Annotated in this window: 18 protein-coding genes; 8 read left to right on the forward strand and 10 right to left on the reverse strand. The window is 65.4% G+C overall.

All coding sequences use genetic code 11. The annotated features are described in order from the left end of the window. A partial coding sequence (locus tag ACO1BU_RS26645) for a zinc-binding dehydrogenase (protein WP_424139005.1) occupies positions 1-226 on the forward strand: 226 nt, incomplete at its 5' end. A 294-nt stretch (positions 227-520) separates the two neighbouring features. Here the strand turns inward: ACO1BU_RS26645 and ACO1BU_RS26650 are convergent. The 6 genes from ACO1BU_RS26650 to ACO1BU_RS26675 all read right to left on the reverse strand — a co-directional run bounded on the left by ACO1BU_RS26650 (position 521) and on the right by ACO1BU_RS26675 (position 9,836). Then, on the reverse strand, positions 521-2,500 hold the full coding sequence (locus ACO1BU_RS26650; RefSeq protein WP_424139006.1) for an ATP-binding protein: 1,980 nt from the start codon (positions 2,498-2,500) through the stop codon (positions 521-523). Position 2,501: 1 nt separating this feature from the next. Beyond that, entirely contained in the window at positions 2,502-2,726 is a 225-nt protein-coding gene (locus ACO1BU_RS26655; protein WP_424139007.1) for a type II toxin-antitoxin system ParD family antitoxin, read from the reverse strand. Between the two features lie 255 nt (positions 2,727-2,981). Beyond that, positions 2,982-4,460: an AMP nucleosidase gene (locus tag ACO1BU_RS26660; RefSeq protein ID WP_424139008.1), complete on the reverse strand. Its 1,479-nt coding sequence runs from the start codon at positions 4,458-4,460 to the stop codon at positions 2,982-2,984. Between the two features lie 239 nt (positions 4,461-4,699). Continuing rightward, a complete protein-coding gene (locus tag ACO1BU_RS26665; RefSeq protein WP_424139009.1) occupies positions 4,700-5,653 on the reverse strand; it encodes a Gfo/Idh/MocA family protein in 954 nt (317 codons plus the stop codon). An 82-nt stretch (positions 5,654-5,735) separates the two neighbouring features. Next, complete coding sequence (locus tag ACO1BU_RS26670; protein WP_424139010.1) at positions 5,736-7,004, reverse strand: family 1 glycosylhydrolase; 1,269 nt, start codon at positions 7,002-7,004, stop codon at positions 5,736-5,738. Positions 7,005-7,421: 417 nt separating this feature from the next. Then, entirely contained in the window at positions 7,422-9,836 is a 2,415-nt protein-coding gene (locus ACO1BU_RS26675; RefSeq protein ID WP_424139011.1) for a calcium-binding protein, read from the reverse strand. Between the two features lie 250 nt (positions 9,837-10,086). Here ACO1BU_RS26675 and ACO1BU_RS26680 point away from each other — a divergent pair, with 250 nt between their 5' ends. The 3 genes from ACO1BU_RS26680 to ACO1BU_RS26690 all read left to right on the forward strand — a co-directional run bounded on the left by ACO1BU_RS26680 (position 10,087) and on the right by ACO1BU_RS26690 (position 12,264). Continuing rightward, positions 10,087-11,166, forward strand: coding sequence for a DUF2332 domain-containing protein (locus ACO1BU_RS26680; RefSeq protein ID WP_424139012.1), 1,080 nt, complete (start codon positions 10,087-10,089; stop codon positions 11,164-11,166). Further along, positions 11,163-11,750, forward strand: coding sequence for an NUDIX domain-containing protein (locus ACO1BU_RS26685; RefSeq protein WP_424139013.1), 588 nt, complete (start codon positions 11,163-11,165; stop codon positions 11,748-11,750). The genes ACO1BU_RS26680 and ACO1BU_RS26685 overlap by 4 nt, the downstream gene beginning before the upstream one ends. 280 nt (positions 11,751-12,030) lie before the next feature. After that, positions 12,031-12,264 carry a hypothetical protein gene (locus ACO1BU_RS26690; protein ID WP_424139014.1) on the forward strand — a complete coding sequence of 78 codons (234 nt, stop codon included), beginning with the start codon at positions 12,031-12,033 and terminating at the stop codon, positions 12,262-12,264. Here the strand turns inward: ACO1BU_RS26690 and ACO1BU_RS26695 are convergent. The 3 genes from ACO1BU_RS26695 to ACO1BU_RS26705 form a co-directional block, all read right to left on the reverse strand. Beyond that, complete coding sequence (locus ACO1BU_RS26695) at positions 12,261-12,899, reverse strand: hypothetical protein (protein WP_424139015.1); 639 nt, start codon at positions 12,897-12,899, stop codon at positions 12,261-12,263. The two genes, ACO1BU_RS26690 and ACO1BU_RS26695, sit on opposite strands and share 4 nt — an antisense overlap. Positions 12,900-13,392: 493 nt before the next feature. After that, positions 13,393-15,060 (reverse strand): L-lactate permease, encoded by a 1,668-nt coding sequence (locus ACO1BU_RS26700; protein ID WP_424139016.1) that lies wholly within the window; start codon positions 15,058-15,060, stop codon positions 13,393-13,395. Between the two features lie 223 nt (positions 15,061-15,283). Beyond that, on the reverse strand, positions 15,284-16,264 hold the full coding sequence (locus tag ACO1BU_RS26705; RefSeq protein ID WP_424139017.1) for a phosphoribosylaminoimidazolesuccinocarboxamide synthase: 981 nt from the start codon (positions 16,262-16,264) through the stop codon (positions 15,284-15,286). 533 nt (positions 16,265-16,797) lie between these two features. On the opposite strand from ACO1BU_RS26705, the gene ACO1BU_RS26710 reads away from it, so the two are divergent. From ACO1BU_RS26710 to ACO1BU_RS26725, 4 genes are all read left to right on the forward strand, one after another. Next, positions 16,798-17,118: a hypothetical protein gene (locus ACO1BU_RS26710; RefSeq protein WP_424139018.1), complete on the forward strand. Its 321-nt coding sequence runs from the start codon at positions 16,798-16,800 to the stop codon at positions 17,116-17,118. 174 nt (positions 17,119-17,292) lie between these two features. Next, positions 17,293-18,264, forward strand: coding sequence for a Bug family tripartite tricarboxylate transporter substrate binding protein (locus tag ACO1BU_RS26715; RefSeq protein ID WP_424139019.1), 972 nt, complete (start codon positions 17,293-17,295; stop codon positions 18,262-18,264). 79 nt (positions 18,265-18,343) lie between these two features. Beyond that, positions 18,344-18,628 carry a GNAT family N-acetyltransferase gene (locus ACO1BU_RS26720; RefSeq protein ID WP_424139020.1) on the forward strand — a complete coding sequence of 95 codons (285 nt, stop codon included), beginning with the start codon at positions 18,344-18,346 and terminating at the stop codon, positions 18,626-18,628. A gap of 124 nt (positions 18,629-18,752) precedes the next feature. Continuing rightward, complete coding sequence (locus tag ACO1BU_RS26725) at positions 18,753-19,817, forward strand: zinc-binding metallopeptidase family protein (protein WP_424139021.1); 1,065 nt, start codon at positions 18,753-18,755, stop codon at positions 19,815-19,817. A gap of 30 nt (positions 19,818-19,847) precedes the next feature. Here the strand turns inward: ACO1BU_RS26725 and ACO1BU_RS26730 are convergent, their stop codons facing one another. Further along, the gene (locus tag ACO1BU_RS26730; RefSeq protein ID WP_424139022.1) at positions 19,848-23,300 is read right to left on the reverse strand and encodes a transglutaminase family protein; all 3,453 of its coding nucleotides are present in this window, start codon (positions 23,298-23,300) and stop codon (positions 19,848-19,850) included. Positions 23,301-23,377: the final 77 nt, after the last annotated feature.

The following is a 23,377-nucleotide window of genomic DNA, read 5'->3' on the forward strand; positions in this document are numbered from 1 at the left end:
GTTCACGGTCCTGGGCAAGTCGTTGACCCTGAAGGGCTACCTGTACACCGAGGTCATCACCGACGACGCACTTCTCCAGCGCGCCAAAGACTTCATCACTGATGGTCTGCGCTCAGGTCATCTGAAGCCGGTGGTGGCCAAGGTCTTCAAGCTGGACGAGATCCAGGAGGCGCACCGCTACCTGGAATCGAACGAGCAGATCGGGAAGATTGTCGTCAACGTGTGATTGTGCTCGTGCCACCCGCAACCAAGCGGGTGGCACGAACGGGCAACGTGCCCGATCCCCGGGAAGCAAAAGGTCGTCTCTTCCGCTCTCTCAGTAGGAACCCTCGAAGTCCGGCAGTCTTTGCGTCCGCTTTGCCTACCCACTTCCAGAATGCAGCGAGGCTGCTTCCGGCCGTCGTCGCCCTTCCGCTCAGCGCCCATATTGGCCATCCGTAATCGGTCATCGCCTCTCCGAGAGTGGACATGGCTCCCCAGGTGGCCCGTAGCTGAGTTGGGTAGGGTGGAATGCAGACTATCAGCTCTTTGGCACGTCAATTAGTTCCTTGATGCGGCTGGCGAGCACTTCCAGGGCGAAGGGCTTGATCAGGACGTGCATGCCCAGACTGAGGTGGCCATGGTTGAGCACGGCGTTCTCAGCATAGCCCGTGATGAACAACACCTTTAGGTCTGGCCGTGCCACCCGCGCGGCGTCCGCTAGTTGCCGGCCATTCATGCCGCCGGGCAGGCCGACATCGGTCACCAGCAGGTCAACCCGCGCATCTGATTGCAGCACCCGCAACCCGGCCGCGCCGTCTGCGGCCTCGATGGCTTGGTAGCCGAGATCCTCCAGAACCTGGGTCACCAGCATCCGCACGGTCGCCTCGTCATCCACCACCAGCACCGTCTGCCCGAGCTCTGCACGCGGCGCGCCAGCGAGTTGGGAAGGCAGTTCTGCGGCTACTGCCTCGCCCAGGTGGCGAGGCAGGTAGATGCACACCGTTGTGCCCTGGCCGACCTCAGAGGAGATCTGAACCTGCCCGCCGGACTGGCGCGCAAAGCCGTAGATCATGGACAGGCCGAGGCCCGTGCCCTGGCCTATTGGCTTGGTGGTGAAGAACGGGTCGAAAGCTCTGGCAATGACCTCCTTCGGCATGCCTGTGCCGGTGTCGGACACGCATAGGGACACGTACTCGCCAGCTGTTAAGTCGCGCTCGCGTGCCGCGTGTTCGTCCAGCCAGCGGTTGCAGATTTCGACCGTGAGCTTGCCGCCATTCGGCATCGCGTCGCGCGCGTTGATGCACAGGTTCAGCAGCGAGCTCTCCAGCTGACCAGGGTCCACCAATGTCGGCCACAGCCCAGCCGCGCCCACCGGCACTTCCACCGTGATCTCTGGCCCCATGGTGCGGCGGATCAGCTCCTCCATCCCAGCCACGAGGCGGCTCACGTCCGTGGGCTTGGGGTCGAGTGTCTGCCGGCGCGAGAAGGCGAGCAACCGATGCGTCAGCGCTGCGGCCCGCTTGGCCGCACCCTGGGCCGCATTGATATAGCGGTCCGCGTCCTTGATCCGCCCCTGAGCGATGCGCGTCTGCAGCAGTTCCAGGCTGCCGGTTATGCCGATCAGCAAATTGTTGAAATCATGCGCCAGCCCCCCCGTGAGCTGCCCGACCGCTTCCATCTTCTGAGACTGGCGCAGAGCTTCTTCGGCCGCGAGCAGCTCACGCGTCCTGTCCTGAACCTCGGCCTCAAGGCGATCGTTCAGGTCACGCAACGCCACTTCGCGGTTCGAAAGTTCCGAAAGCAGCCGTGCGCGCTCCATTGGCGACCAAGTGCGCTCGGCCTCAGACTGGTTGAGCAGCAGGCGTGCCAGCTCGCTGTGCTCGCTCATGAGCGACAGCATGTCGGGCTCACATTCCAGCTCGGGATGTGTCTCGGTCCAGTAATGCGCGGTGCGAATGAAGGCTAGAAATGCGATTAGCATTTCCAGGTTGGTCTCGCCGAAGGCATGGGCAACGGCAAGGCGTGCCGGCCCTGACTGGCGCGGCTCCAGGAAGATCAGCGAAAGCGCGTCGAACAGGTCGGCCTCGCGCTGCGTCCCTGGTGCCGGCATCTCTGTCGTGGTTTCGGCCTGTAGCCGCTCCAGGCTTCGGGTGAACTCCTCATCACTCGGCACTGGTCGGCGGAGCAGCGCCACAACCTGTTCGACGGTCTGCGGCGGGCAGTCTCGGTCCCCTGCCGGATAGCCCTGACCGACCAGAAAGCCAACGTGGCGGATAATGCAGTACCGGACCTCGCAGAAGCGGGACAGATGGACGAAAAGCCGCTCCTTGAAGAGGGAGGGTAGCGGGCTGTCAAAGTAGGCAGATCGTGCAAAATCCCAGAGCCGGTCGATCAACCCAGGTGCTGAAGCCGCGGTGCAGAAGAAGTTCGGCAGCACCCCGAGCCGCTCCGCCACGAGATCCTGCAGCCGGGCCTGTACTTTGGGTGTGATCCCCGCAGATGTCTGCCGGTCAGCCATACTAAAGTTCCGTAAACGTTTGAGAGGATTGCTCGACGGGCTCCACGGCGACCCTGCTTTTGGCCAGCAAGCGCAGGCCTGCCCGTACAACCTCGCCTGCACTCCCGTACTGGCCAGATTGTACCTCGGCGCTGACGAAGGCGGTCAAGGCGGTCAAGGCGGTCAAGGCGGTCAAGGCGGTCAAGGCGGGTATTAGGGACATGTTAAGGGCTACACGCTTAAGCATGCGCCACAATTACATAACGAAAGTATGTATTCCAGGCTGTGACACAGGCTGGCGCCGCGAGGCTTCATCGAACCTTGAGGTAATCCGGCAAAGTGTGGTTGGGGCCGGGAGCAGCCCAGGAACGCCCCTCTGGCAGCCGCTTCCCCAAATGTTCCATTCGAAAGCGGACCTGTTGCTTTCGGCCAGAACAGCAGATGCAGAGTCTAGGGTCTGTCGTCACTCGCGTGGCCTTGCTGCAAAATGCGCGCTCCATCATCATCGGAAAGGCGGCTCGTCGAAGCTGCGGAGCTTGCGCGAGTGCAGGGATGCCAGTTGCCCTCGTAAAATATCAATAGTGGTCAGGCCAATGGCGAGATGCTGGCCCACCGCACGTTCATAAAAAGCACTGGCCGTTCCTGGTAGCTTGATTTCGCCATGCAGCGGCCGGTCGGAGACGCAAAGCAGTGTCCCGTAAGGAACCCGGAACCGGTAGCCCTGCGCGGCGAGCGTGCCGCTCTCCATATCAACCGCAATCGCACGCGACAGATTGATCCGGCGCCGTTCCTGGGACCAGCGTAGTTCCCAGTTGCGGTCGTCATAGGTCACCACAGTGCCGGTCCGCAGCCGCTGCTTCAGCGCCTCGCCCTGCTCACCGGTTACCCGCGCCGCAGCTTCCTGCAGCGCGACCTGCACCTCGGCCAGCGCGGGGATGGGCACCTCGGGCGGCACGAGATCGTCCAGGATACGGTCGCGCCGCAGATATCCATGTGCCAGGACATAATCGCCGATGTTTTGCGATTGCCGAAGGCCAGCGCAATGCCCGACCATGATCCAGCAATGCGGACGCAGCACTGCCAGGTGGTCGGTGATGTTCTTGGCGTTTGATGGCCCGACCCCGATATTCACCAACGTGATGCCACCCTCCCCATCCCGCCGCAGCAGGTGGTAGCCCGGCATCTGGAAGCGGTGCCATGGAATCGAGGAAGCCTGGGCCCGCGCCGACACCGAGTCTTGTCCACGCTCCAACTCAAGACCTCCGGGCAGCACCAATCTTTCGTAAGGGCTGTCCGCAGCCTCCAACTCCGTGAGTGCCCACTGAACGAACTGGTCGACGTAACGATGATAGTTGGTCAGCAGGATCCAGGGCTGCACCCGGCGCCAGTCCGTGCCGGTATAATGGACCAGGCGTCGTAGGGAGTAATCCACACGGACGGCGTCGAACAATGCCAGAGGGCGTGGCCGCCCGGGCTCGAAGCGCCAGAGGCTGTCCGCGACCTCGTCCCCGACCGCTGCCAGCGAGGGGGCGGGGAAGTATCGGGCCAGGCGCGCCGCCGAAGCCCCATTCTGGTCGAATTCGTCGCCTCGCTCGAGGATGTAGGGATAGGGAATCTCCTGGTCGCTTGGGCCCACCTCAATAAGCGGGGAGAAATCCCGCGAGAGGGGACGGAGCTGCTCAAGCAGATAGGAACGGAAGAAGGCGGGCTGGGTGATTGTTCCGGCATAGGTGCCGGAAGCCTGGAACTTGGCCCAGGCCCGGCGCGTGGCGGGCGGCTCCGGACCGTTCGGGTCGTAGGTGAGTCGAAGTTCGGGGTAGCGGAACCTCACCCGCTCGTCCGGGCTCGGCGGCGGGCCGCCAGCAAGGAAGCGCTCGAGGGCCGCCCGGAGCGCGAGCACCGCGGCCGAGTGCAGATCCATGAGCTGATCGACTGCTTGTTCCGGAGTAAGTGAACGGCTGCTGGTTTGCTGGGATGTCATGGGCCGGGGCGGGCTCCTCCTCGTCGCTCAATTAGCGCATTGCCTCCCCAACAACGCGCGCGCCCTCCTTCGGATGAGGCACCCGGAGCAACGGTTGGGGGCGGGCACCACCTAGGATTATGCCCACAGGCTGCGTCCTTCGCGGAAGGCACCGCAAGGGGCCCAGGGATGACCGCATCACGGCTTCCACTGAGGGTGCCCCGCCATGTACTGCGCCGGCGCGCTGCATGGCAGGCAGGCTAGAACGGGTGTTCGGACCGCTCCACCTCGGCGATGAACATGGCGTCCTCGATCATCTGCATCTCCCGCAGGCTCACCTCCGACCGGCCATCGGCGATGGATCGCCGGAAGGCCCGGTAGACCCCCTCATACTCCTGGTCCACGTTACTTGAACAAAGCACTGTTCCGTCGCGCAGCAAGCTGCGAACGCCGCGGATCAGCAGCGTGTCGGAACCGCCGCCGGCAGCGCGGCTGCGGAGCGTGATGTCCCAAATATCCCGCCCGCCCCTGCGCCACTCGAACTGAACGTCCCCCCCGCCGCCATCCCAGGCAAGGCGCATCCGCACCATCGCGGGTGTCGCGGCCCCGGCTGGAACCCGGAACCACGCTTTCTCAACGCGGAAATTCGTATCCGGCAGGACATGGCAGAGAATGGAAAGGGCGTTGATCCCAGGATCGAACACGCCGAAGCCGCCGGGCTGCCAGGGCCAGGACTGCCTGCCATGCCATCGCTCAAAATCCTCGCGCCACTCCACCAGAATGTCCTCGGGTGACCGCCCGGCCAGAAGCCTCCGCGCTTCGTCTACGGCCTGGTTGTGTTGCGCGTGGAAGGAGGTAACGAGCACCAACTCTCTCTCCTCCGCAATGCGCCGGAGTTCGATGAGCTCGCCCAGCGTCGTCGTCGGCGGCTTTTCCAGGAGAACATGACGGCCCGCGAGCAGGGCATCCCGGGCCACGGTGAAATGCGTGCCGGTGGGTGATGCGACGGAAACAGCGGCGACATCGGGCTCAGCATCGAGCAGCGCGCGGTGATCGGCGTAGTGCCGGCCAGCAAAGCCCGGCAACCCGCCGCGCGGGTCGGCGGTCGCGACGAGTGCGAAGCCGGTATGGGCAGCCACCGCGCTCAGGGCAGGCGCATGCTGCTTCCGGGCGATCTCGCCGCATCCTACCAGCGCGATCTTGCAAGGACCCACCTGACTCCTCCCGACTGCTATGCAGGCCGCTACTCCTCGGCTTCCCAGCAAATGCCTATGAGGCGCCGGCGGGCAGCTGCCCTCAACCTTCCTTGTCCGGATGCAGCGGAGCAAGGGGAAGCCGCAGGCAGAGGCTCCGCGCCGGCAGCACCTCGCTCCACTGCTCAATCAGCCGCCGAAAGCCCCCGGCCACGCGTCGTGGCTTGCGGTCGAGGTCGTAGAGCCCGACGGGGTGCACGCGGCCTGCATTCTCCCGCAAGGCCGTGTCCCAATCCACCTGATCCGTCAGCGAGTACCATGTGAAGCCGAGCACCGGCACCGGGGTTTCCCAGAGCAGGAGCAAATTGGCCCACTGCTTCCAAAGCCACTCCGTAGAGTCGCTTTCCGGCGTATCCACCAGGTTTGTTTCCGTGTGCATAAGCGGAAGGTGGTAGCGGTTATAGTATTGGTGGATGATTGTCGCGTAGCCGTACACCTCACCGGAGGCACGGGTGCTGCCATCGTCCTGCACCAGATGCTCATTCGTTTGGTAATAATCGGTCCCGAGGACGCAATGCCGCTTCAGGTCGGTGTGCCGGAAGCCGGCATACTCCTGTCGGGTCATCCCGTTATCCATGAGATACTCATACATGGGCGCATCCACGGGATGGCCGTAGTTCAGGTCAAGCGACAGAAAGCGCTCGGCATTGCGGTGACGCGCTTCGGCCCAGGACACTGGGGAGGCTGCGTGGTACTGCTCCGCGGACTCGCTCTGGATGAAGATCGCGTCCGGACGCACGCTGATGATGGCGCGCATGGCCGCGAGATTGGCTCCGACCAGGTGCTTCATGGCCGTGACGAAGCCACGCCCGCTGCTTAGCTGTTCGTTCCACCAGCCATAGCGTCCGGAAAACAAGGCGCAGACATACATCTCGTTGACGGGGGTGTAGAGCTGCACCCAGGGGAAGCGCCGCGCGAAGGCTTCCGCATAGCCGGCGAAGAGACGGGGAAAATCGGGGTTCTGGAAGTCACCAATCCAGTCGGGCACCCCGAAATGGCAGAGATCGACGATTGGATAGGTGCCCTGGCGGCGCAAGGCGGCGAAGGTCTCGTCCGCGAAGCTCCAGTCATAACGGCCCTCGCCCAGCCAGGTCAGGTGCAGAGGCGGCCCGTAGCGTAGGAAGCCGCAGCCGAGTTCCTTGACCAGCGCGAAGTCCTCCGCCCAGCGGTTCATATGACCGCTGGCCGCCATCTGGTCGACCCGTCGGCCGCCCACGGTCGGATTGCTGCCCTCGATGCCGGTCGCGAACATGAACAGCGGCACCGATGGGCCGAAGCAGGGCCGCTCCGAGGAGGCCGGGCGCATGGGCATGGAAGCTCCTTGTCCTGCTAAGCGCCACCGCGCGGGGCCGGGTTGCAGCCGGGTTTAGAAGCCAGTGACAAAACGTCCTGAGTTCGAGCAGGCAGACCACGCCCGCGAAGATTGCGTGCCCGACCTGCAGCGCAGCAAACCCGACTGGTCATTCTGACTGCCAAGGACAATGCTTCCAGTGAAGCGGCTCGACATGCTCGCATCGGGGGAACATGGCACTTCGTTGGCCCAGTGGCATCGTAGCCAGTAAGTGCCGCCGAAAGGGCAGCGAGAGCGCGGCTCGCAACCCCGGCACCGATCTAAGGAAAGCGCCGTCCTTCTATCGCCTTCGCCCGGCCGGGGCCTTGGAGTGCAGCGCCCGGGGCCCAAGCTCCGGGAGGCTCCGCGGCCGCCGAGGCGGGCCGCGGAACCATGGCTTCACGCCAGCATGAAATCACCGGCTGTAAGGGTGCTCACGTCCTGGACAATGGTGAGGAACTCGCCTGTCGAGGCGATACTGATCACCGTGTCCAGTTCCTCGGTTCCCCAGTAGTTGGCACTCTGGTCGAAGCTCAGTTCGGCGAAGTCTAACCCGTCGGCCAGTACGAGCTTGTCCGTGCCGCGCAGAAAGTCGAGAATGATGTCAGCCTCCGCAAGGCTCGCGCCACCATCACCTCGTGCGAAGACAAATCGATCAGCTCCATCGCCGCCGATCAGCCTGTCGGTGCCTAAGCCACCCCGCAGCACATCATTGCCGTCGCCGCCATCCAGATGGTCATTGCCGCCGGTAACCCGGCCGTCGCCGGCAATCTGGATGGCACCACCGGCATCACCATAGAGCTTATCATTGCCGGCACCGCCGAGGAGCTGGTCATTGCCCAAACTGATCTCACCACCATCGGACGCATTGATGACGCCACTGGCATCCCCATACAGCGTGTCATCCCCGGCATCGCCAGTCAGATAGTCATTGCCAAGGACGATCTCGCTGTGGATCCCGGCATGCACCTCTGCAGCATCGCCGATCAGCTTGTCCTTGCCCTCGCCTCCGATCAGCCGATCCTCGCCCGCCCGGACAAAGCCATCACCATAGGCGTGGATCATGCCCGCGGTGTCGCCCCAGAGGGTATCGTTGCCATCGCCGCCATGGAGGTAGTCGCCACCACCCCGGATAACTGCCTCGTAGGACACCAGATCCCCGCCGGCGTCGCCGACGATCCGGTCGTCACCGGCGCCGCCATAGAGCAGGTCGTCGCCACCCTGGACGAAGCCGTCGGTGGTGTTGGCAAAGAAGCGACCGCCCGCATCCCCATAGAGGATGTCCTTGCCATCGCCCCCCTCGAGGATATCGTTGCCGCCCACGACATCGCCCTCGGCGTCCGCGAACATCTCGCCGCCGGCGTCGCCGTAAAGCTTGTCGTTTCCGGCGCCGCCAGACAGCATGTCACGGCCACCGACAACCTGGGCGGAGACGCGGGCGATCATATCGGTTCCGGCATCGCCATAAAGGGCGTCGTCCCCCTCTCCGCCGTCCAGGGTGTCGTCACCACCCCGCACGCCGGCATAGGCAATGGCGGCCTCCATGGTACGGCCGGCATCGCCATAAAGCCTGTCGCTGCCATCTCCGCCGAACAGCTGATCCTTCCCGCCGCGGGTGGCGAAGTAGTTGTCCAGATCGTCGTCCCGTACGCTGGTGACCATGTCGGTGCCGGCATCACCGTAGAGACTGTCCTTGCCCTCGCCGCCGCGAAGGATGTCATCTCCACCCTGGACGAGGCCGGAGCCCATCCCGTGCATCATGCTACCGGCGTCGCCGTAAAGCTTGTCGTCGCCGTCCCCGCCGTCCAGTTCGTCATTGCCGCCCAGGACCTCACCGCCGGGCATGGCCTGCATCATGCCGCCGGCGTCGCCGTAGAGCCGGTCTGACTCGCTGCCGCCGTCCAGAAGGTCATTTCCGCCCAGGATGTTTCCGTCCGGCTCCGCAAGCAGGTTACCTTTGGCATCGCCATAGAGGCTGTCCTTGCCGCTGCCGCCATGCAGGCGATCATGACCGCCATAGATGTAGCCATAGGTGGCCTTGAAGTCGCCACCGGCATCGCCGGCCAGCGTATCCTCGCCAGCACCGCCTGACAGATTGTCATTGCCGCCCCGGACGGTCCCGGAGAAAACCACTTCGAAATCGCCCTTGGCGTCACCGTAAAGCTTGTCGTTGCCCTCGCCGCCCTCCAGCCGGTCATGGCCACCATGGACTACGGCCTCATTGGCGCGCATGGCGCCGCCTGCATCGCCGGCGAGGCTATCGTCACCCGTGCCGCCATCCATCAGGTCGTCGCCGCCGCGCACATAGCCATCCGAGGAGTCCGCGAGCATCATCCCGCCGGCATCGCCGTAGATGGTGTCCTTTCCATCACCGCCCTTCAGGTCGTCGTTCCCACCGAGCACATCGGCCTCGGCATAGGCGATCAGATCGCTGCCGGCGTCGCCATAGATGATGTCATTGCCCTGGCCACCAGCAATCACATCCTGACCGCCATAGACGCTGTCGCCGGAATAGGTGCCGATGAAGTTCTTGCCGGCATCGCCATAGAGACGGTCGTCATCGTCCCCGCCGTCGATCTCGTCATCGCCACCAGTGGGAATGCCACCATCACCTGAGATCAGCGAACCGTTGACCTCGCCATAGACCCGGTCCTTACCCTTACCTCCGGAGAGTTCGTCGTCACCGCCCTCGTCATCGAGGTCACCGCGGTACTCGCCCAGCAGCATGTCGTCGCCGCCCAGGCCATTAATGATCTCGTTGCCGCCGCCCCCTTCCAGAGTATCGGCGTCTTCAGTCCCGGTGATGGTTGCCAAGGCATTCCTCCATTTTGACTATCAGATCGGCGCAAATTTTTTTCTCTGTCGCCGCTGCAGGAGGAATTTTTGCTAGAGCATGAAAAATCAGCAACATTCCTTTTCATTTTGACTAATGAACAATTCAGGAGCTTCACAGCTCCCGGTCCACAGCCCACGCGAGCCAGCTTCTGCACCAGGCTCCATGATCCGGCCCGGCAACCCTGGCACGGGCCTGCTCGCTTTCCTCTCAGCATGAGGGGAAGCGCGCATGGCAGGCCCTGACGATCTGATCCAGGCTTTCCGGACCCAGTCCCGCGCCTGCGGTGATCTGGGATCGCCCTTCATGAAGGCGTTGCTGCAGGCAGCTGCGGACGAGATCGGCCACGCTGGATCCATTCGGGGCCTGTTGGCGGATTGGGCGGGCGACCCCGTGGCCGATGCCGTTCCCCTGCGCTTTGCGGCGGCCCTGCATTCTATAGTGCTGTCCGGCACCTCATCGGAGTTGGCTGCCCTCTACCCAGAATCTGGCCGGACCGCCGAAGTACCCGAGGTCTGGCGCGCGGCCCTCTCCGCCGTCGAGGCGAACCGGCCCGCAGTGGAGGCTTTCCTCGCCTCGCCGCCGCAGACCAATGAGGTCGGCCGCTCCGCCGTGCTGCTGGGTGGCTTCCTCGAGATCGCACATGCGACGGGTGGCCGGCCCATGCGGCTCCTGGGGATCGGAGCCAGTGCAGGGCTCAACCTGCCCTGGGACCATTTCCACTATGATCTGGGTGGCCGGGCGCAATGGGGCGACCCGGCCTCTCCGGTCACCGTGAAGGCGGCATGGGATGGCCCCCTGCCGCCGCTTGACGCCGAGATCCATGTGGCGGCGCGCGCTGCCTCCGATGCGGCGCCTGTCGATCTGGAGGACCCGGAAGCCCGCCTGCGGCTTCGTGCCTATGTCTGGGCAGACCAGCCAGCGCGCATGGCGCTGCTGGAAGCCGCTATCACGTTGGCGCGTCGCCTCGGCTTTCCGGTCGAGCAGGGCGAGGCGGCCAATTGGACGGCCGAGCGCCTGCGCGAAGCCGCCGAGGGCCGCACCACCGTCCTCTATCACTCCATCGCCTGGGAGTACTTCCCGGAGGACAGCAGGGTGCAGCTTCAGGCGGCGATTCAGGAGGCGGGCCAGCAGGCTGACGAGACCTCCCCCTTCGCCTGGCTTCGCCTGGAGCCGCCCGCTGGCAGTGGTCCCGGCAGCGGTCAACCCGAACTTCGCCTGACGCTCTGGCCTGGCGGCCATGAGCGACGCCTCGCGCAGGCGCATACGCATGGCCCACCCATCACTTGGCTGGGGGAGGATGAGCGGTGAGTGAAGAAGCAAGCAGCCCCATCTGGATTCGCGGACGTGAAACGCTCTCCGAGAACTGGTTCAGGCTGGAGAAGGTCACCTTCGAGCAGGTCGGCAAGGACGGCTCACGCAAGACCCTGGCGCGAGAAGTCTATCACAACGGGCCTGGCGCAGCCGTTCTGCCCTTCGATCGTGCCCGCGGTACGGTGCTCCTCGTCCGGCAACTCCGCATCCCGCCCTATGTGAACGGCGATGACCCGATGCTGCTCGAGGTCTGCGCCGGCATGGTGGAAAAGGGCGACGACCCGGCCGAGACAGTGCGCAAGGAGGCCGGGCAGGAGATGGGCTACCAGCTTCACGCGCTGCGCAAGGTATTCGAGCTCTATATGAGCCCCGGTTCCTCCGCCGAGAAGCTGCACCTGTTCATGGCCGAATATGGGCCGGGTGACCAAACCGCCAGGGGCGGCGGCCTGGCCGAGGAGGGAGAGCAGATCGAAATTCTTGAGCTTCCCCTCACCCACGCCTGGGACATGGTTCTGTCCGGGAAGATCATCGACGCGAAAACAGTCCTGCTGCTGCAGCACGCATGTATGACGGCCCCCTGAGGGGTCGGACTCGGCAGGCCAGATCAGGCAGCCCTGCCCCTTCCGGGCGCTTGCGGTTCCTCCGGGGCCAGGGCGACAAGCCTGCGCCCTGGCCCCGGAGGATGAATCCGGCCCTCATCACCCCCACATGCCGGGTGCTGCGCCGGGATCAAGCCGGGCGCTAAGAGGACGAAGGCGAGGCCCCAAGTTGAGCGACGCTGACACGCGACGGCACCAGCGCGAATGGCCTACCCCGCCTTCTGCCCCATCCTATCCTGAGAGACGCCCGGAAAGAACGAGGATGTCGGCAAGGCTCTGGACACTGGGTATCCTGCTGGTCGCGCTCGGATTGGCCGCCGGGGAAGTGGGATGGGATGTCCTGCTCTGGCTACCCATGAGGGTCATCGACTCCCTGCTTTGGATGCCGATGACGGCGATCGATGCCATCCGTTCCAATCCCGGCACCTATGGCGTGGTCGCGCTGGGCGTGGTGCTGATGGTGGTTGCGCGTGTGATCGGCCGGCGCAAGCCCTAAGCAGCCGCCGGATCACCCAGCCCGGCCTCAAGCGCCGGCTCACGGGGAACCCACCGGTCGTCCTTCCGGGTGAACAGGGCGTCCAGCGCGGGCACCGGCCTGCTGACGACGGCCTGAACGACGCTTTCAATGAGGGCCTGGACTGAAAGACAGCGATCCGCCAGCTCCCCCAGGTCGTCAGGCCGTGATGGCACCTCGGCGCGGCTGAGCCCGATCCGGGAGGGCTTGAGCTTGGTCACGGAGAAGACGGCCAGACCGCTTCCATGCTCTCCGCACCAGCCGACCTCCCAGGTGCCGTGCAGCAGGTTGTTCCGGGTCTGCTGGATCACCTCGAACTCGCCCGCGATCTGGTTCATCACGGACAGGATGTCCTGGCCCTGTTGCTTCGGGAACCCGAACTCCTCGTCGGTGACGATCTGCCCCACCACGGCCCGAAAGACCTGGAACAGCGGCGCGGCCGTCATGACGCTGCTGTGGAAGGCGATGTTGACCAGCTTCTCGTAACGGTGGTTCGCGGACAGCATCCCGACCGTCGCGGTGCGGAGGAGGTTAACCGTGTCCTCGAACAAGGTGACGAAGCGGCCAAGTGCGGCATATTGCTCCGCCATCTCGGGGCTGCATGGCTGCTCAGACATGTTCTCGTTCATGCTGTTCCTTCCGGCGGGCGGCGCAAGCAACAACGCAGATACTGGTGCCTTCTCCATTCACATGCGTTCGCTTCAGATGCTCTAAGTCGCTGTCTCGCGGCTGATTGACGCCCCCGCCCCGCTGCAATCCGATCAAGGCAGGGGGTGCGAGGCTCGCCAAAGGCCATTCTGCTTCTGTCACGCAGCACCATGAATACCGGAGGGTCGCCCCCGTCCGGGTTCAACAACGAACGCAACGTGCATTGCGGCGTTGCGGCAGCATGGGACGAGAAGCCCTTGCCGGTCAGGGCGATCAGGCAACGTGGCCGCAGCAGGCGCTTATTCCCGCCGAGCGGCCGGCCTGCCCTTGCAACACAGTACGCTTCTGACGCCGTCTCGTCCGGACACGCAACGGGGCTGGAGGCCACGGCTTCCAGCCCCTCAGATTCGCCCGCCCCTGCTCCTTATAATGCCGGGAACCCAAAGCGGGCGATCTACCTTCTCATGGATTCAGGACCATGCTGGTGAAGGGGTACACATAGGCTTGCAGCATGACGAAGCCGCCCACCAGGCAGGCCAGTGCAATCGAGTGCCAGAAGACGAAGCGCAGGATCGTGCCCTCATGCCCGAACCAGTTCGTTGCCGTGGAAGCCACGACAATCGACTGGGCGTCGATCATCTTGCCCATGACGCCACCGGACGAGTTCGCCGCCGCCATGAGCACGGGGTTCAGCCCAAGCTGTTCGGAGGTGATCTTCTGGAGATTGCCGAAGAGCACGTTGGACGCCGTGTCCGAACCAGTCAGCGCCACGCCGAGCCATCCGAGCAGAGTGCCGAAGAAAGGGTAGAGCACCCCGGTTCCCGCGAAGGCCAGGCCAAGTGTGGCATCCAGCCCGGAAAGGCGGGTCAGGGTGCCGATGGCAAGCATCGCCGAGATGGTAACGAGCGAATAGGCGCAGACCCGGATCGTCCGGCCATATTCTGCGATCATCTTGCCCGGCGAGAAGCCCATGATGATGCCGGAGATGATGGCGGCGATCAGCATGCCCGTCCCGGTGAAAGACAGCCAGGTGAAGGAGAGGACAGCCCCCTCAGGCGTCGGACGGGGCGCGACCGGGGGGACCTTGGCGATCATGTTGTGCAGTTCAGGCACAGCATAGTTCCAGGTTGCCCAGGGGTTGACCGCAGCCTTGAACCATCCGGTGCCCCAGATCAGAAGCACGACACAGACAATGATCCAGGGCGTGACGGCGGACCAGACCTGGGCGCGCGACGGCTTCACCAGCTCTGCCGCGGGGCGCGGCGGCATGGTGGAACCGGAGTCATCACGCACGCGCAGGGCGGGGGAGAGCCAGAGTTCTTTCGGTCGCCACACCTGCATGAAGCCGATCAGGCAGGCCATGCAGATCAGCGAGGCGCCGACATCGACGATCCACGGATTGATGTAGTTCGAGATCAGAAATTGCGGCACTGCGAAGGAGATCCCGCAGACCAGGATCGCCGGCCATATCTGGATCATGCCGCGGAAACCGGCAAAGGCCCAGATCAGCCAGAAGGGCACGAGGACCGAGAAGAACGGCAATTGCCGCCCGACCATCGCACCTAGGACATAGGGATCCAGCCCGGTTACGCTGGACAGCCCCGCGATCGGAGTACCGAGGGCTCCATAGGCAACCGGCGCGGTGTTCGCGATGAGCGACAGCCCCGATGCGGCAAGCGGCGAGAAGCCAAGCCCGATCAGGATCGCGCCGGTCACGGCCACCGGCGTGCCGAAGCCGGAGGCGCCCTCGAAGAAGGCACCGAAGGCGAAGGCAATCAGAAGAAGCTGCAACCGCCGGTCCGGGGTGACGCCGCCGATGGCCTGCTGCAGCGTTTCGAAACGCCCGGTGGCCACTGTAAGGCGGTACATGAAAATCACATTCAGGACGATCCAGCCGATCGGGAAGAAACCGGTTACGGCGCCCAGGATCGTGGCGCGAATGGACATGCCGGCCGGCATGGTGAAGAGAAAGATCGCCACGAGATTGGCCGCGATAAGCGCAATGACGGCCGCAATATGAGCCTTCACCTTGTTGGTCGCGATCAGCACCAGAAGTGTGACCACCGGGACAGCGGCGGCGATCGTTGACAACGTCGCGCTTCCGAATGGGTTATAAACTTGGTTCCACATTCTGCTTCCTCCGGAGCAGCGAATTACGCGGCGTTAATTTTTCGCCAATGCGAATCGCTGACTCTTTCAGAAAGCTTAATCGTGAATTTCAGGGTTGAAAGCGAAACAGTCGCGACGGCCGGAATGCCGGGCGACAGACTCGCGAAGGCGCGTCCGGCCACGGCCGGACGCCCAATGAATCAACCAAGCGCGCGATGAACGCGCCCGCCAGAAAGCCGCAGCCTCAAGCGGCGCCGAAAAACGGCGCAAGACGTGCGCGGATTCGTTCCAGCACGGTGTCCCCTGCTGAGTCAGGCTCGAAGGACTGGCCAGTGATGGTCTCGAAGGCCTCCACGTAAACCGCGGCGGTGTCGAGGATCATCTGCTGCGGAATCTCGGGGATCGGGTCGTGATAGGGATCGCAGCGCGCCGCGACCCATGAGCGGACGAAATCCTTGTCGAAGCTCTCGGGCTTGCCACCGGCTTCGAAGCGCGCCTCATAGGTTGCGGCTTTCCAGTAGCGGCTGCTGTCAGGCGTGTGGATCTCATCCGCCAGCACGATGCGGCCGTCGGGATCTGTGCCGAATTCATATTTCGTGTCGGCGAGGATCAGACCGCGCTCCGCCGCCATGGCCTGCCCGCGCGCGAATAGTGCCAGCGCGTATTCCCTGAGCTGCTCCCACTGCGCCGCGGTCAGCAATTTGCTTTCCAGGATCTGCGCGGGGGTCAGCGGCTCGTCATGCCCGCCATCGAAGGCCTTGCTCGTGGGGGTGATGACCGGCTGCGGCAGACGCTGGTTGTCGCGCATGCCATCGGGCAGCCGGATGCCGTACATCTCGCGCTGCCCGGCCTTGTAGAGGGTCAGGATGGATGTGCCGGTGGTGCCGGCGAGATAGCCGCGCACCACGATCTCCACCGGCAGGATGTTCAGGCGGCGGCCGATCACCACATTCGGGTCCGGATAGTCCAGCACGTGGTTCGGGCAGATGTCGCGCGTGTGCTCGAACCAGAAGCGCGCCGTCTGGGTCAGGACCTGCCCCTTCAGCGGCACCGCGCAGAGGATACGGTCGAAGGCGCTGAGGCGGTCCGTCGCAATGATGATGCGGCGCCCATCCGGCAGGTCATAATTGTCCCGCACCTTGCCACGGTAATGGTTGGGAAGCTCCGGGATGGTAGCGTCGCGCAGGACTCGGTCCGCCTGCGCGTGGAGGATGGCGGGGTTCATGAGGTTCGATCCCTGGGCGCGCGCATGGCGCGGTTGTCACGGCAGACCCTTAGCCCCTCCGGCCCATGCTGTCAGGCGTGGTGGCGCGGGCCGCCATGGGCCCGCTTTCCCTCATGGAGAACCCCGGGGAGGTCGGTTCAGCCCCGGCTCTGGCCGGTTCCGCCACTCGTCGATCCCGACTGGACGGACCCGCCCTGCAGGCCAGGCTCGCCGGGCCGATGGGTCGGCTTTTGCGCACGGGGGTCCGGCTCCTGGCCGGGGCGTGCGGGGGAGTGATTGCCGGGCCGCTTTTCGGCCGGCAGGGACATGGGGTCCGGCTTGTCCGCTGGCATGCTTGTTCTCCGCGGAGATGGTTCTGCTTCAACGCCCGCCCTGCCCCGGCAGATGCAGGTTCCCGGGTAGAACCCGTGTCTATCCACTGCCCTCCAACCGCGGCGGGGCAGACATAGCGTAACCTCCGCTCCTGTCAGGCGCTGTCTTCCCTGCCAGGTGGGGGACACTGGCGCATGGCCCAACAGCTCAGGAGGACGGTGATGTTCATCGCGCGCTTCTCGTATGACGTGCTACCGGCCCACCGCCAGCAGGCGATGGAGTTCATCCGCCACGAGGCGGAGGCCGCTCGCGGCGCGGGCCTCAATGCCCGCCTCCTCGTACCCCTGACCCGAGGCCAGGGCGGCGCAGCTCTCCAGTTCGAGGTGGAGCTGACCAGCCTCGATCAGCTGGAGGATCTGCGGCATCGCGGCGGCGAAGGCCAACCTTCGGACGGGGAGGATTGGATGCGCGCCTTCAGCGAGATCCTCCTCTCTCCCCCGCTCGTCGAAATCCTCCGCGTGGACGGAAAATCATCCGCATAGCCCGCCGTGAGGGCGCCGGTGCTTCCGGATCTCCCCCGGAATTGATCTGGAAGCGCCGGCGCCCGCGGCTCACGCGCCCAAGGCGGGACGGATAAGTCCCTCACCTTGCCAGCTCCGGCCGGGCGTGCCGATCCTTCCTGGCGCCGCGGAGATGGCGCGGGGAGCATCGCCACTATGTCCACACGTCGCCATTTTCTGTCGTCCGGCTCAGCGGCCGCCCTGCTGGGCTTGGCCCCGGGCGCGGCACGCGCGCAGGACTGGCCCTCGCGTCCCATCCGCATGATCGTCGCCTTCGCGCCTGGCGGCTTCACCGACATCGCCGCCCGCCTCCTCTCGGAGCGCCTTGCGCAGTCCCTCGGCCAGCCGGTTGCCGTGGACAACCGCCCCGGCGCCGCCGGCATCATCGGCACGGAGGCCGCCGCCCGGAGCGCGCCGGATGGCTACACGCTCCTGATGGGCACGATCAGCACCCATGCCATGAATGTCGGCCTCTACCGCAACCTGTCCTATGATCCTGTGGCGGATTTCGCGCCTGTTGGTGGCGTGGCTACCAGCCCCAACATCCTCGTCGCCCATCCGTCCACGGGCATCCGGGATGTCGCGACACTGGTCCAGCGGGCCCGTGCGCGGCCGGGGGCGCTGACCTACGCCTCAGGCGGAAACGGCACCTCCAGCCATCTCGCTGGCGAGTTGTTCAAGTCGCTGGCAGGCGTCGACCTCCTGCACGTTCCCTTTCGCAGCACGGCTCCCGCCGCATCCGCCCTCGTCGCGGGGCAGGTGGACCTGATGTTCGACACTCTTCCGTCCTCCCTGCCCCATGTGCGGGAGGGCCGTCTCGTGGCGCTGGGCGTCACCTCGGCGCGGCGCCTGGCCGGCCTGCCTGACATCGCCGCAGTGGCCGAAACAGTACCGGGCTTCGAGATGGGGGTCTGGACCGCCCTTTTCGCGCCGGCCGCCACGCCACGCCCCGTGATCGAGCGCCTGGACGCCGCCATGCGGGAGGCCCTCCCCCCGCTCACCGGCCGCTTCGCCGAACTGGGCCTGGAGCCCTTCGCCGCCGGCCCCGGCGAGGTCGCGGCCTATCTGCAAACGGAGATCACCAAATGGACGGGCGTCGTGCGGAATGCCAGCATCACCATCGATTGAGCAGGAGGGTGGCAGGCTATCGCCTGGGACGCGCGTTCGGGACAGCTACTTCCCAACCCCGAAGCAGGAGAGAATGGGCATGACCGGCGACGTCACCGACAACCGCCATCACAGCCGCTTTGAGATGGAGGTCGGCGCCGAGGATCCCGCTATCATCGCCTATGAGCGCCATGGCCCACGTATTGTCCTGACCCATACAGTCGTGCCCGAAGCGGCCTCGGGCCAGGGCGTCGGGTCGCAACTGGTCCGTGGCGCGCTCGCCCTGGTTCGGCAGGAGGGCCTGCAGGTGGTTCCCCGATGCTCCTTCGTGGCCGCCTATATCGAGCGGCATCCCGAGGAGCGGGACCTGCTGGCGACCGGCTGAGGCCGATCGTCCCGCTGCCGGCGCAACGCTCCTTCAGGCGTGGCCCGCCCGGCAGGGCTGGCTGCAACAGAACGGAGCAGCCGGCGTTGCAGCCCTCTGGAACCAATTCCTGAAGGCCCGGCGCATGCGGCTGTTCAAATGCCAGAACTGCGAGCAACTGCTCTATTTCGAGAACACCTATTGCGAACGGTGCAAGTACCGGCTCGGCTATTTGCCGGATGGCGCCATACTCTCGGCCCTCGAGCCAGATGGCGAGAACTGGCGTCCCCTTGCCTCTCCCGAAGCGCCCCGGCGCTTCTGCGCGAATGCAGAATATGAGGTCTGCAACTGGACTGTCCCGGCTGACACCCAGGAGAGGTTTTGCGCGGCGTGCCGGCACAACCACCTGATTCCCGACACCTCGGTGGATGACAACCTGCTGCGCTGGCGCAAGCTGGAATTCGCCAAGCACCGCCTGTTCTACACGCTCGTCCGCTTCTGTCTGCCGCTGGCCACGCGCAACGAGGATCCGGAAGGACTATCCTTCGACTTCCTGGCGGATCCCCCTGATCCGAGCGGGCCAAAGGTCATGACCGGCCATGACAACGGCCTCATCACCATCGCGCTCAAGGAAGCCGACGACGCCGAGCGCGAGCAGATGCGCAAGAACATGGGCGAACCCTATCGCACGCTGCTCGGCCATTTCCGGCACGAGGTCGGCCATTACTTCTGGGACAAGCTGGTGCGCGATGGCGGCCAACTCGAAGCCTGCCGCGCGGTGTTCGGCGATGACAGCCAGGACTACGGCGCCGCGCTTCAGAAGCATTATGCCGAAGGGCCGCCGCCGGACTGGCAGGACAATTTCGTCAGCACCTATGCCACCACCCATCCTTGGGAAGACTTCGCGGAAACCTGGGCGCACTACCTCCATATCGTGGATACGCTCGAAACCGCCGCGTCCTTCGGGCTCCGGGTGCAGCCGAAGATCGACAAATCCGGCGACCTGCACGCGGCCATTGACTTCGATCCGTATAGGGAACCCGATTTCAGCCGCATCATTGACGACTGGTTGCCCCTCGCCTTCGCGGTGAACAGCCTCAACCGCAGCATGGGGCAGCCCGACCTTTATCCCTTCGTGCTGTCGCCGGCCGTCATCAAGAAGCTTGAATTCATCCACGGCCTGGTCCGGTCAAGCGGCGCGCCGGCCTAATTCCGGGCGCGCCGCCAAGCCCTCCGCCGCTCAGGTCTTCCCGCGGCGGAGGTCGAGGCTGCGCGGAGCCTCGCGCGAGATCACGAGCGGCGGTTCTGCCATCGGGCCAGGCGTGTGGCCGAAGGGCTGGAAGCGGATGCGCCGCCGCGCCTCGGCCTCGTTGGCGTTCACCGGCAGGGTCTCGTAATTGCGCCCGCCGGGATGCGAAACATGGTGGGTCAATCCGCCCAGGCTGCGCCCCGTCCAGCGATCATAGAGGTCGAAAACCAGCGGTGACTGGGCCGGTACGGTCGGGTGCAAGGCGGAGGGCGGGGCCCAGGCCTTGAAGCGCACGCCCGCGACATATTCGCCCTGGCGCTCGGTCGCCGTCAGCGGCACCGCGCGGCCGTTGCACGCGAGCAAGTAGCGCTCCTCCAGCCACCCCGTCACCTTGACCTGCACCCGCTCGGTGGAGCTGTCCACGTAACGCACGGCGCCGCCGGTGCCGGGTTCCTCCCCCAGCACATGCCAGGGCTCCAGCGCGTGGCGCAGCTCGATCCCGGTGCCGCGTAGCGTCACCTCGCCGATCAGCGGGAAGCGGAACTCCAGATGTGGCGCGAACCACGCCTTGTCCAACGGGCAGCCGAGCATGGTCAGCTCGTCCAGCGCGTCGTGGAAATCCTGCGCGACATAGTGCGGCAACATGAACTCGTCATGCAGTCGCGTGCCCCAGCGCACCAGCCGCCGCTCATAGGGTGTGTCCCAGAAGGCGGCGATGGCGGAGCGCAGCAGCAGCGCCTGCGCGGCCGCCATGCGCGCATGGGGCGGCATTTCCGCCGCGCGCCATTCGACAAGACCGAGGCGGCCGGAGCTGCTCTCCGGGGCGTAGAGCTTATCGATGGAGAACTCGGTCCGGTGCGTGTTGCCCGTCATGTCCGCGAGCAGATTGCGGAACAGACGGTCCACCAGCCAAGGCGGCGTCGTCTTGCCGCTCTGGATTTGTGAGAAGGCGATTTCCAGCTCCGCCACGCTGTCCTGCCGCGCCTCATCCACGCGGGGATGCTGGCTGGTCGGGCCGATGAACAGGCCGGAGAACAAGTAAGACAGGCTGGGATGGTTATGCCAGAAGCCCAGTAAGGACTTCAGCAGGTCCGGCCGGCGCAGGAAGGGGCTGTCCGCCGGCGTCGCACCGCCCATCACCACATGGTTGCCGCCACCCGTGCCGACATGGCGACCGTCCAGCATGAACTTCTCGGAAGCCAGGCCGATCTGCCGGGCCTCCTCGTAAAGCTCCTCGGTGCGTTGCACCTGCTCAGCCCAGGAGGTGGCGGGATGGACGTTCACCTCGATCACGCCGGGGTCGGGGGTGACGGAAAAGCTGAGCAGGCCGGGGTCGCGTGGCGGCAGATAGCCCTCCAGCACCACCTTGCGGCCGGCTTCCACCGCCGTTGCCTCCACTGCGGCGGCGAGGTCGAGCCAGTCCACCGCCTCATAGAGCGGCGGGAAGAAGATATGGATGATTCCGCCACGCGCTTCGACGGTCAGGGCGGTGCGGACCACCTCGGGATCGCTCTCTCCCACCTCGGGCGGCCGCTGCGGCACGGGGCGGAAGTCTTCGGCCCCGTTGGAAAGGCCGATGCCCATGCCGCTCCCAGCCCCCGGAACGTGCTGGAATGGTTGGTAGGGCGGCAGGGCGGCACCCCCCGGTCCGTCCATGGGGGCATGATGCAGGCCAATGGCCGGCTGGTTGCCCTGGTGGTTGGCCCGCTGGTTGTCATAGGGCTGCGCCAGGACCGGATACGGCGGCAAGGGCGGGTGCGGCGCGAAGGGATCCGGCTCCGCCTCAAAGTTCCGGGCCGCATCCTCCTCGGACCTCCAGGGCAGGCTCTGCAACGGCAGGCGGAAGCCGATCGGGCTATCGCCGGGCACCAGGAAGAGCTGTTCGCCCCGCAGCAGCCAGGGACCGGACTGCCAGCGGCGCACGCCGTCCCGCAGCACGCGACGGATCGGCAGCACGCTGCCCACGGGTGAGGCGAGGCCCTGCCCGAAGACGCGGGCGAGCCGCGCGCGCTCCAGCGGGTCCTGCAGCTTCGCCTCCTCCACCACAACATTCGCGGGCAGCCGCTGCTCACGCCAGAGGAAGTAGTGAATGTCCTCATAGGCTGGCGTCACCAGCCCGGGATCGACCTGCAGGCGCTCGGCAAGGGAGGCGGCGAAGCGTGCGGCGTCCTCGGCGGTCGCATTGTCCGTGTCGTCGTCGGAGGCCAGCAGCGACGGGTCGCGCCAGATCGGCTGGCCATCCTTGCGCCAGTGGGAGAAGAGCGCCCAGCGCGGCAACTGCTCGCCGGGATAATGCTTGCCCACCGCATATTGGAGCGCGGCGCCCGGCGACCACCGTGCGGCAAGGCGGCGCAGCAGCCGCCCGGCATAGGCCCGCTTGGTCGGGCCGAGCGCGGCGGTGTTCCATTCCGGCGCGTCCATGTCATCGGCCGCGACGAAGGTGGGCTCGCCGCCCATGGTCAGGCGCAGATCGCCAGCTGCCAGCTTGCGATCCACCTCCCGCCCCCGGGCGAGGATCGCCTGCCACTGCGCCTCGGTATAAGGCTTGGTGACGCGCGGCGTTTCGCGCAGCCGGGTGACGGACATGGTGACGTCGAAGCTAGACTCGTTCGGCTCCACCATGCCCGAGATCGGCGCGGCGGAGGCGGGCTCCGGCGTCGCGGCAAGCGGGATATGCCCCTCCCCGGTCAGCAGGCCAGAGGTGGCGTCGAGCCCGATCCAGCCGGCGCCGGGCAGATAGACCTCGGCCCAGGCATGGAGGTCGGTGAAGTCGGAAGCCGGTCCCTCCGGCCCCGCCAGCGGCTTCACATCGGGAACAAGCTGAATGAGATAGCCGGAGACGAAGCGAGCGGCGAAACCGAGATGCCGCAGCGCCTGCACCAGCACCCAGGCGCTGTCGCGGCAGGAGCCCTTGCAAGCACCCAGCGTCTCCTCCGCCGTCCAGATGCCAGGCTCCATGCGCACCACATAGGAAATGCGCTGCTGCAGGCGCTGGTTCAGCGCCACCAGCATGCTGACCGTGCTCTGCCCCTTGTGTTGCGGCGTTTCGGCAAGGAAGGCGGAGAGCAGCGGGCCGGGGGTCTCCAGCCGGCGGAACGGCGCCAGTTCCTGCTCCAGCACCGGGTCATAGGTGAAGGGCCAGGTCTCGGCTTCTGGCTCCAGGAAGAAGTCGAAGGGGTTGATCGTGGCCATATCGGCCGTCAGATCCACCGTGACGTCGAAATGGGTCACCCGTTCCGGGAAGACCACGCGGGCCAGGAAATTGCCCTGCGGGTCCTGCTGCCAGTTGATGAAGTTCGGCTTGGGCTCGACCGTCAGCGCATAAGACAGAATCGGCGTGCGCGCATGCGGCGCCGGCCGCAACCGTATCGTTTGAGGACCGAGCGAAACCGGCCGCTCGTAGCGGTAGGTGGTGCGATGTGTCAGGGCGACATGAAGAGGCATGTATCGGGCTTCACCGTCGTGGCGGGCAGTGAACGGGCGTAACGCCATGCAAGCTTCACGCCCATGCGGATTCGACG

This window comes from Roseomonas chloroacetimidivorans, assembly GCF_049629625.1.
Classification (GTDB): domain Bacteria; phylum Pseudomonadota; class Alphaproteobacteria; order Acetobacterales; family Acetobacteraceae; genus Roseomonas; species Roseomonas chloroacetimidivorans.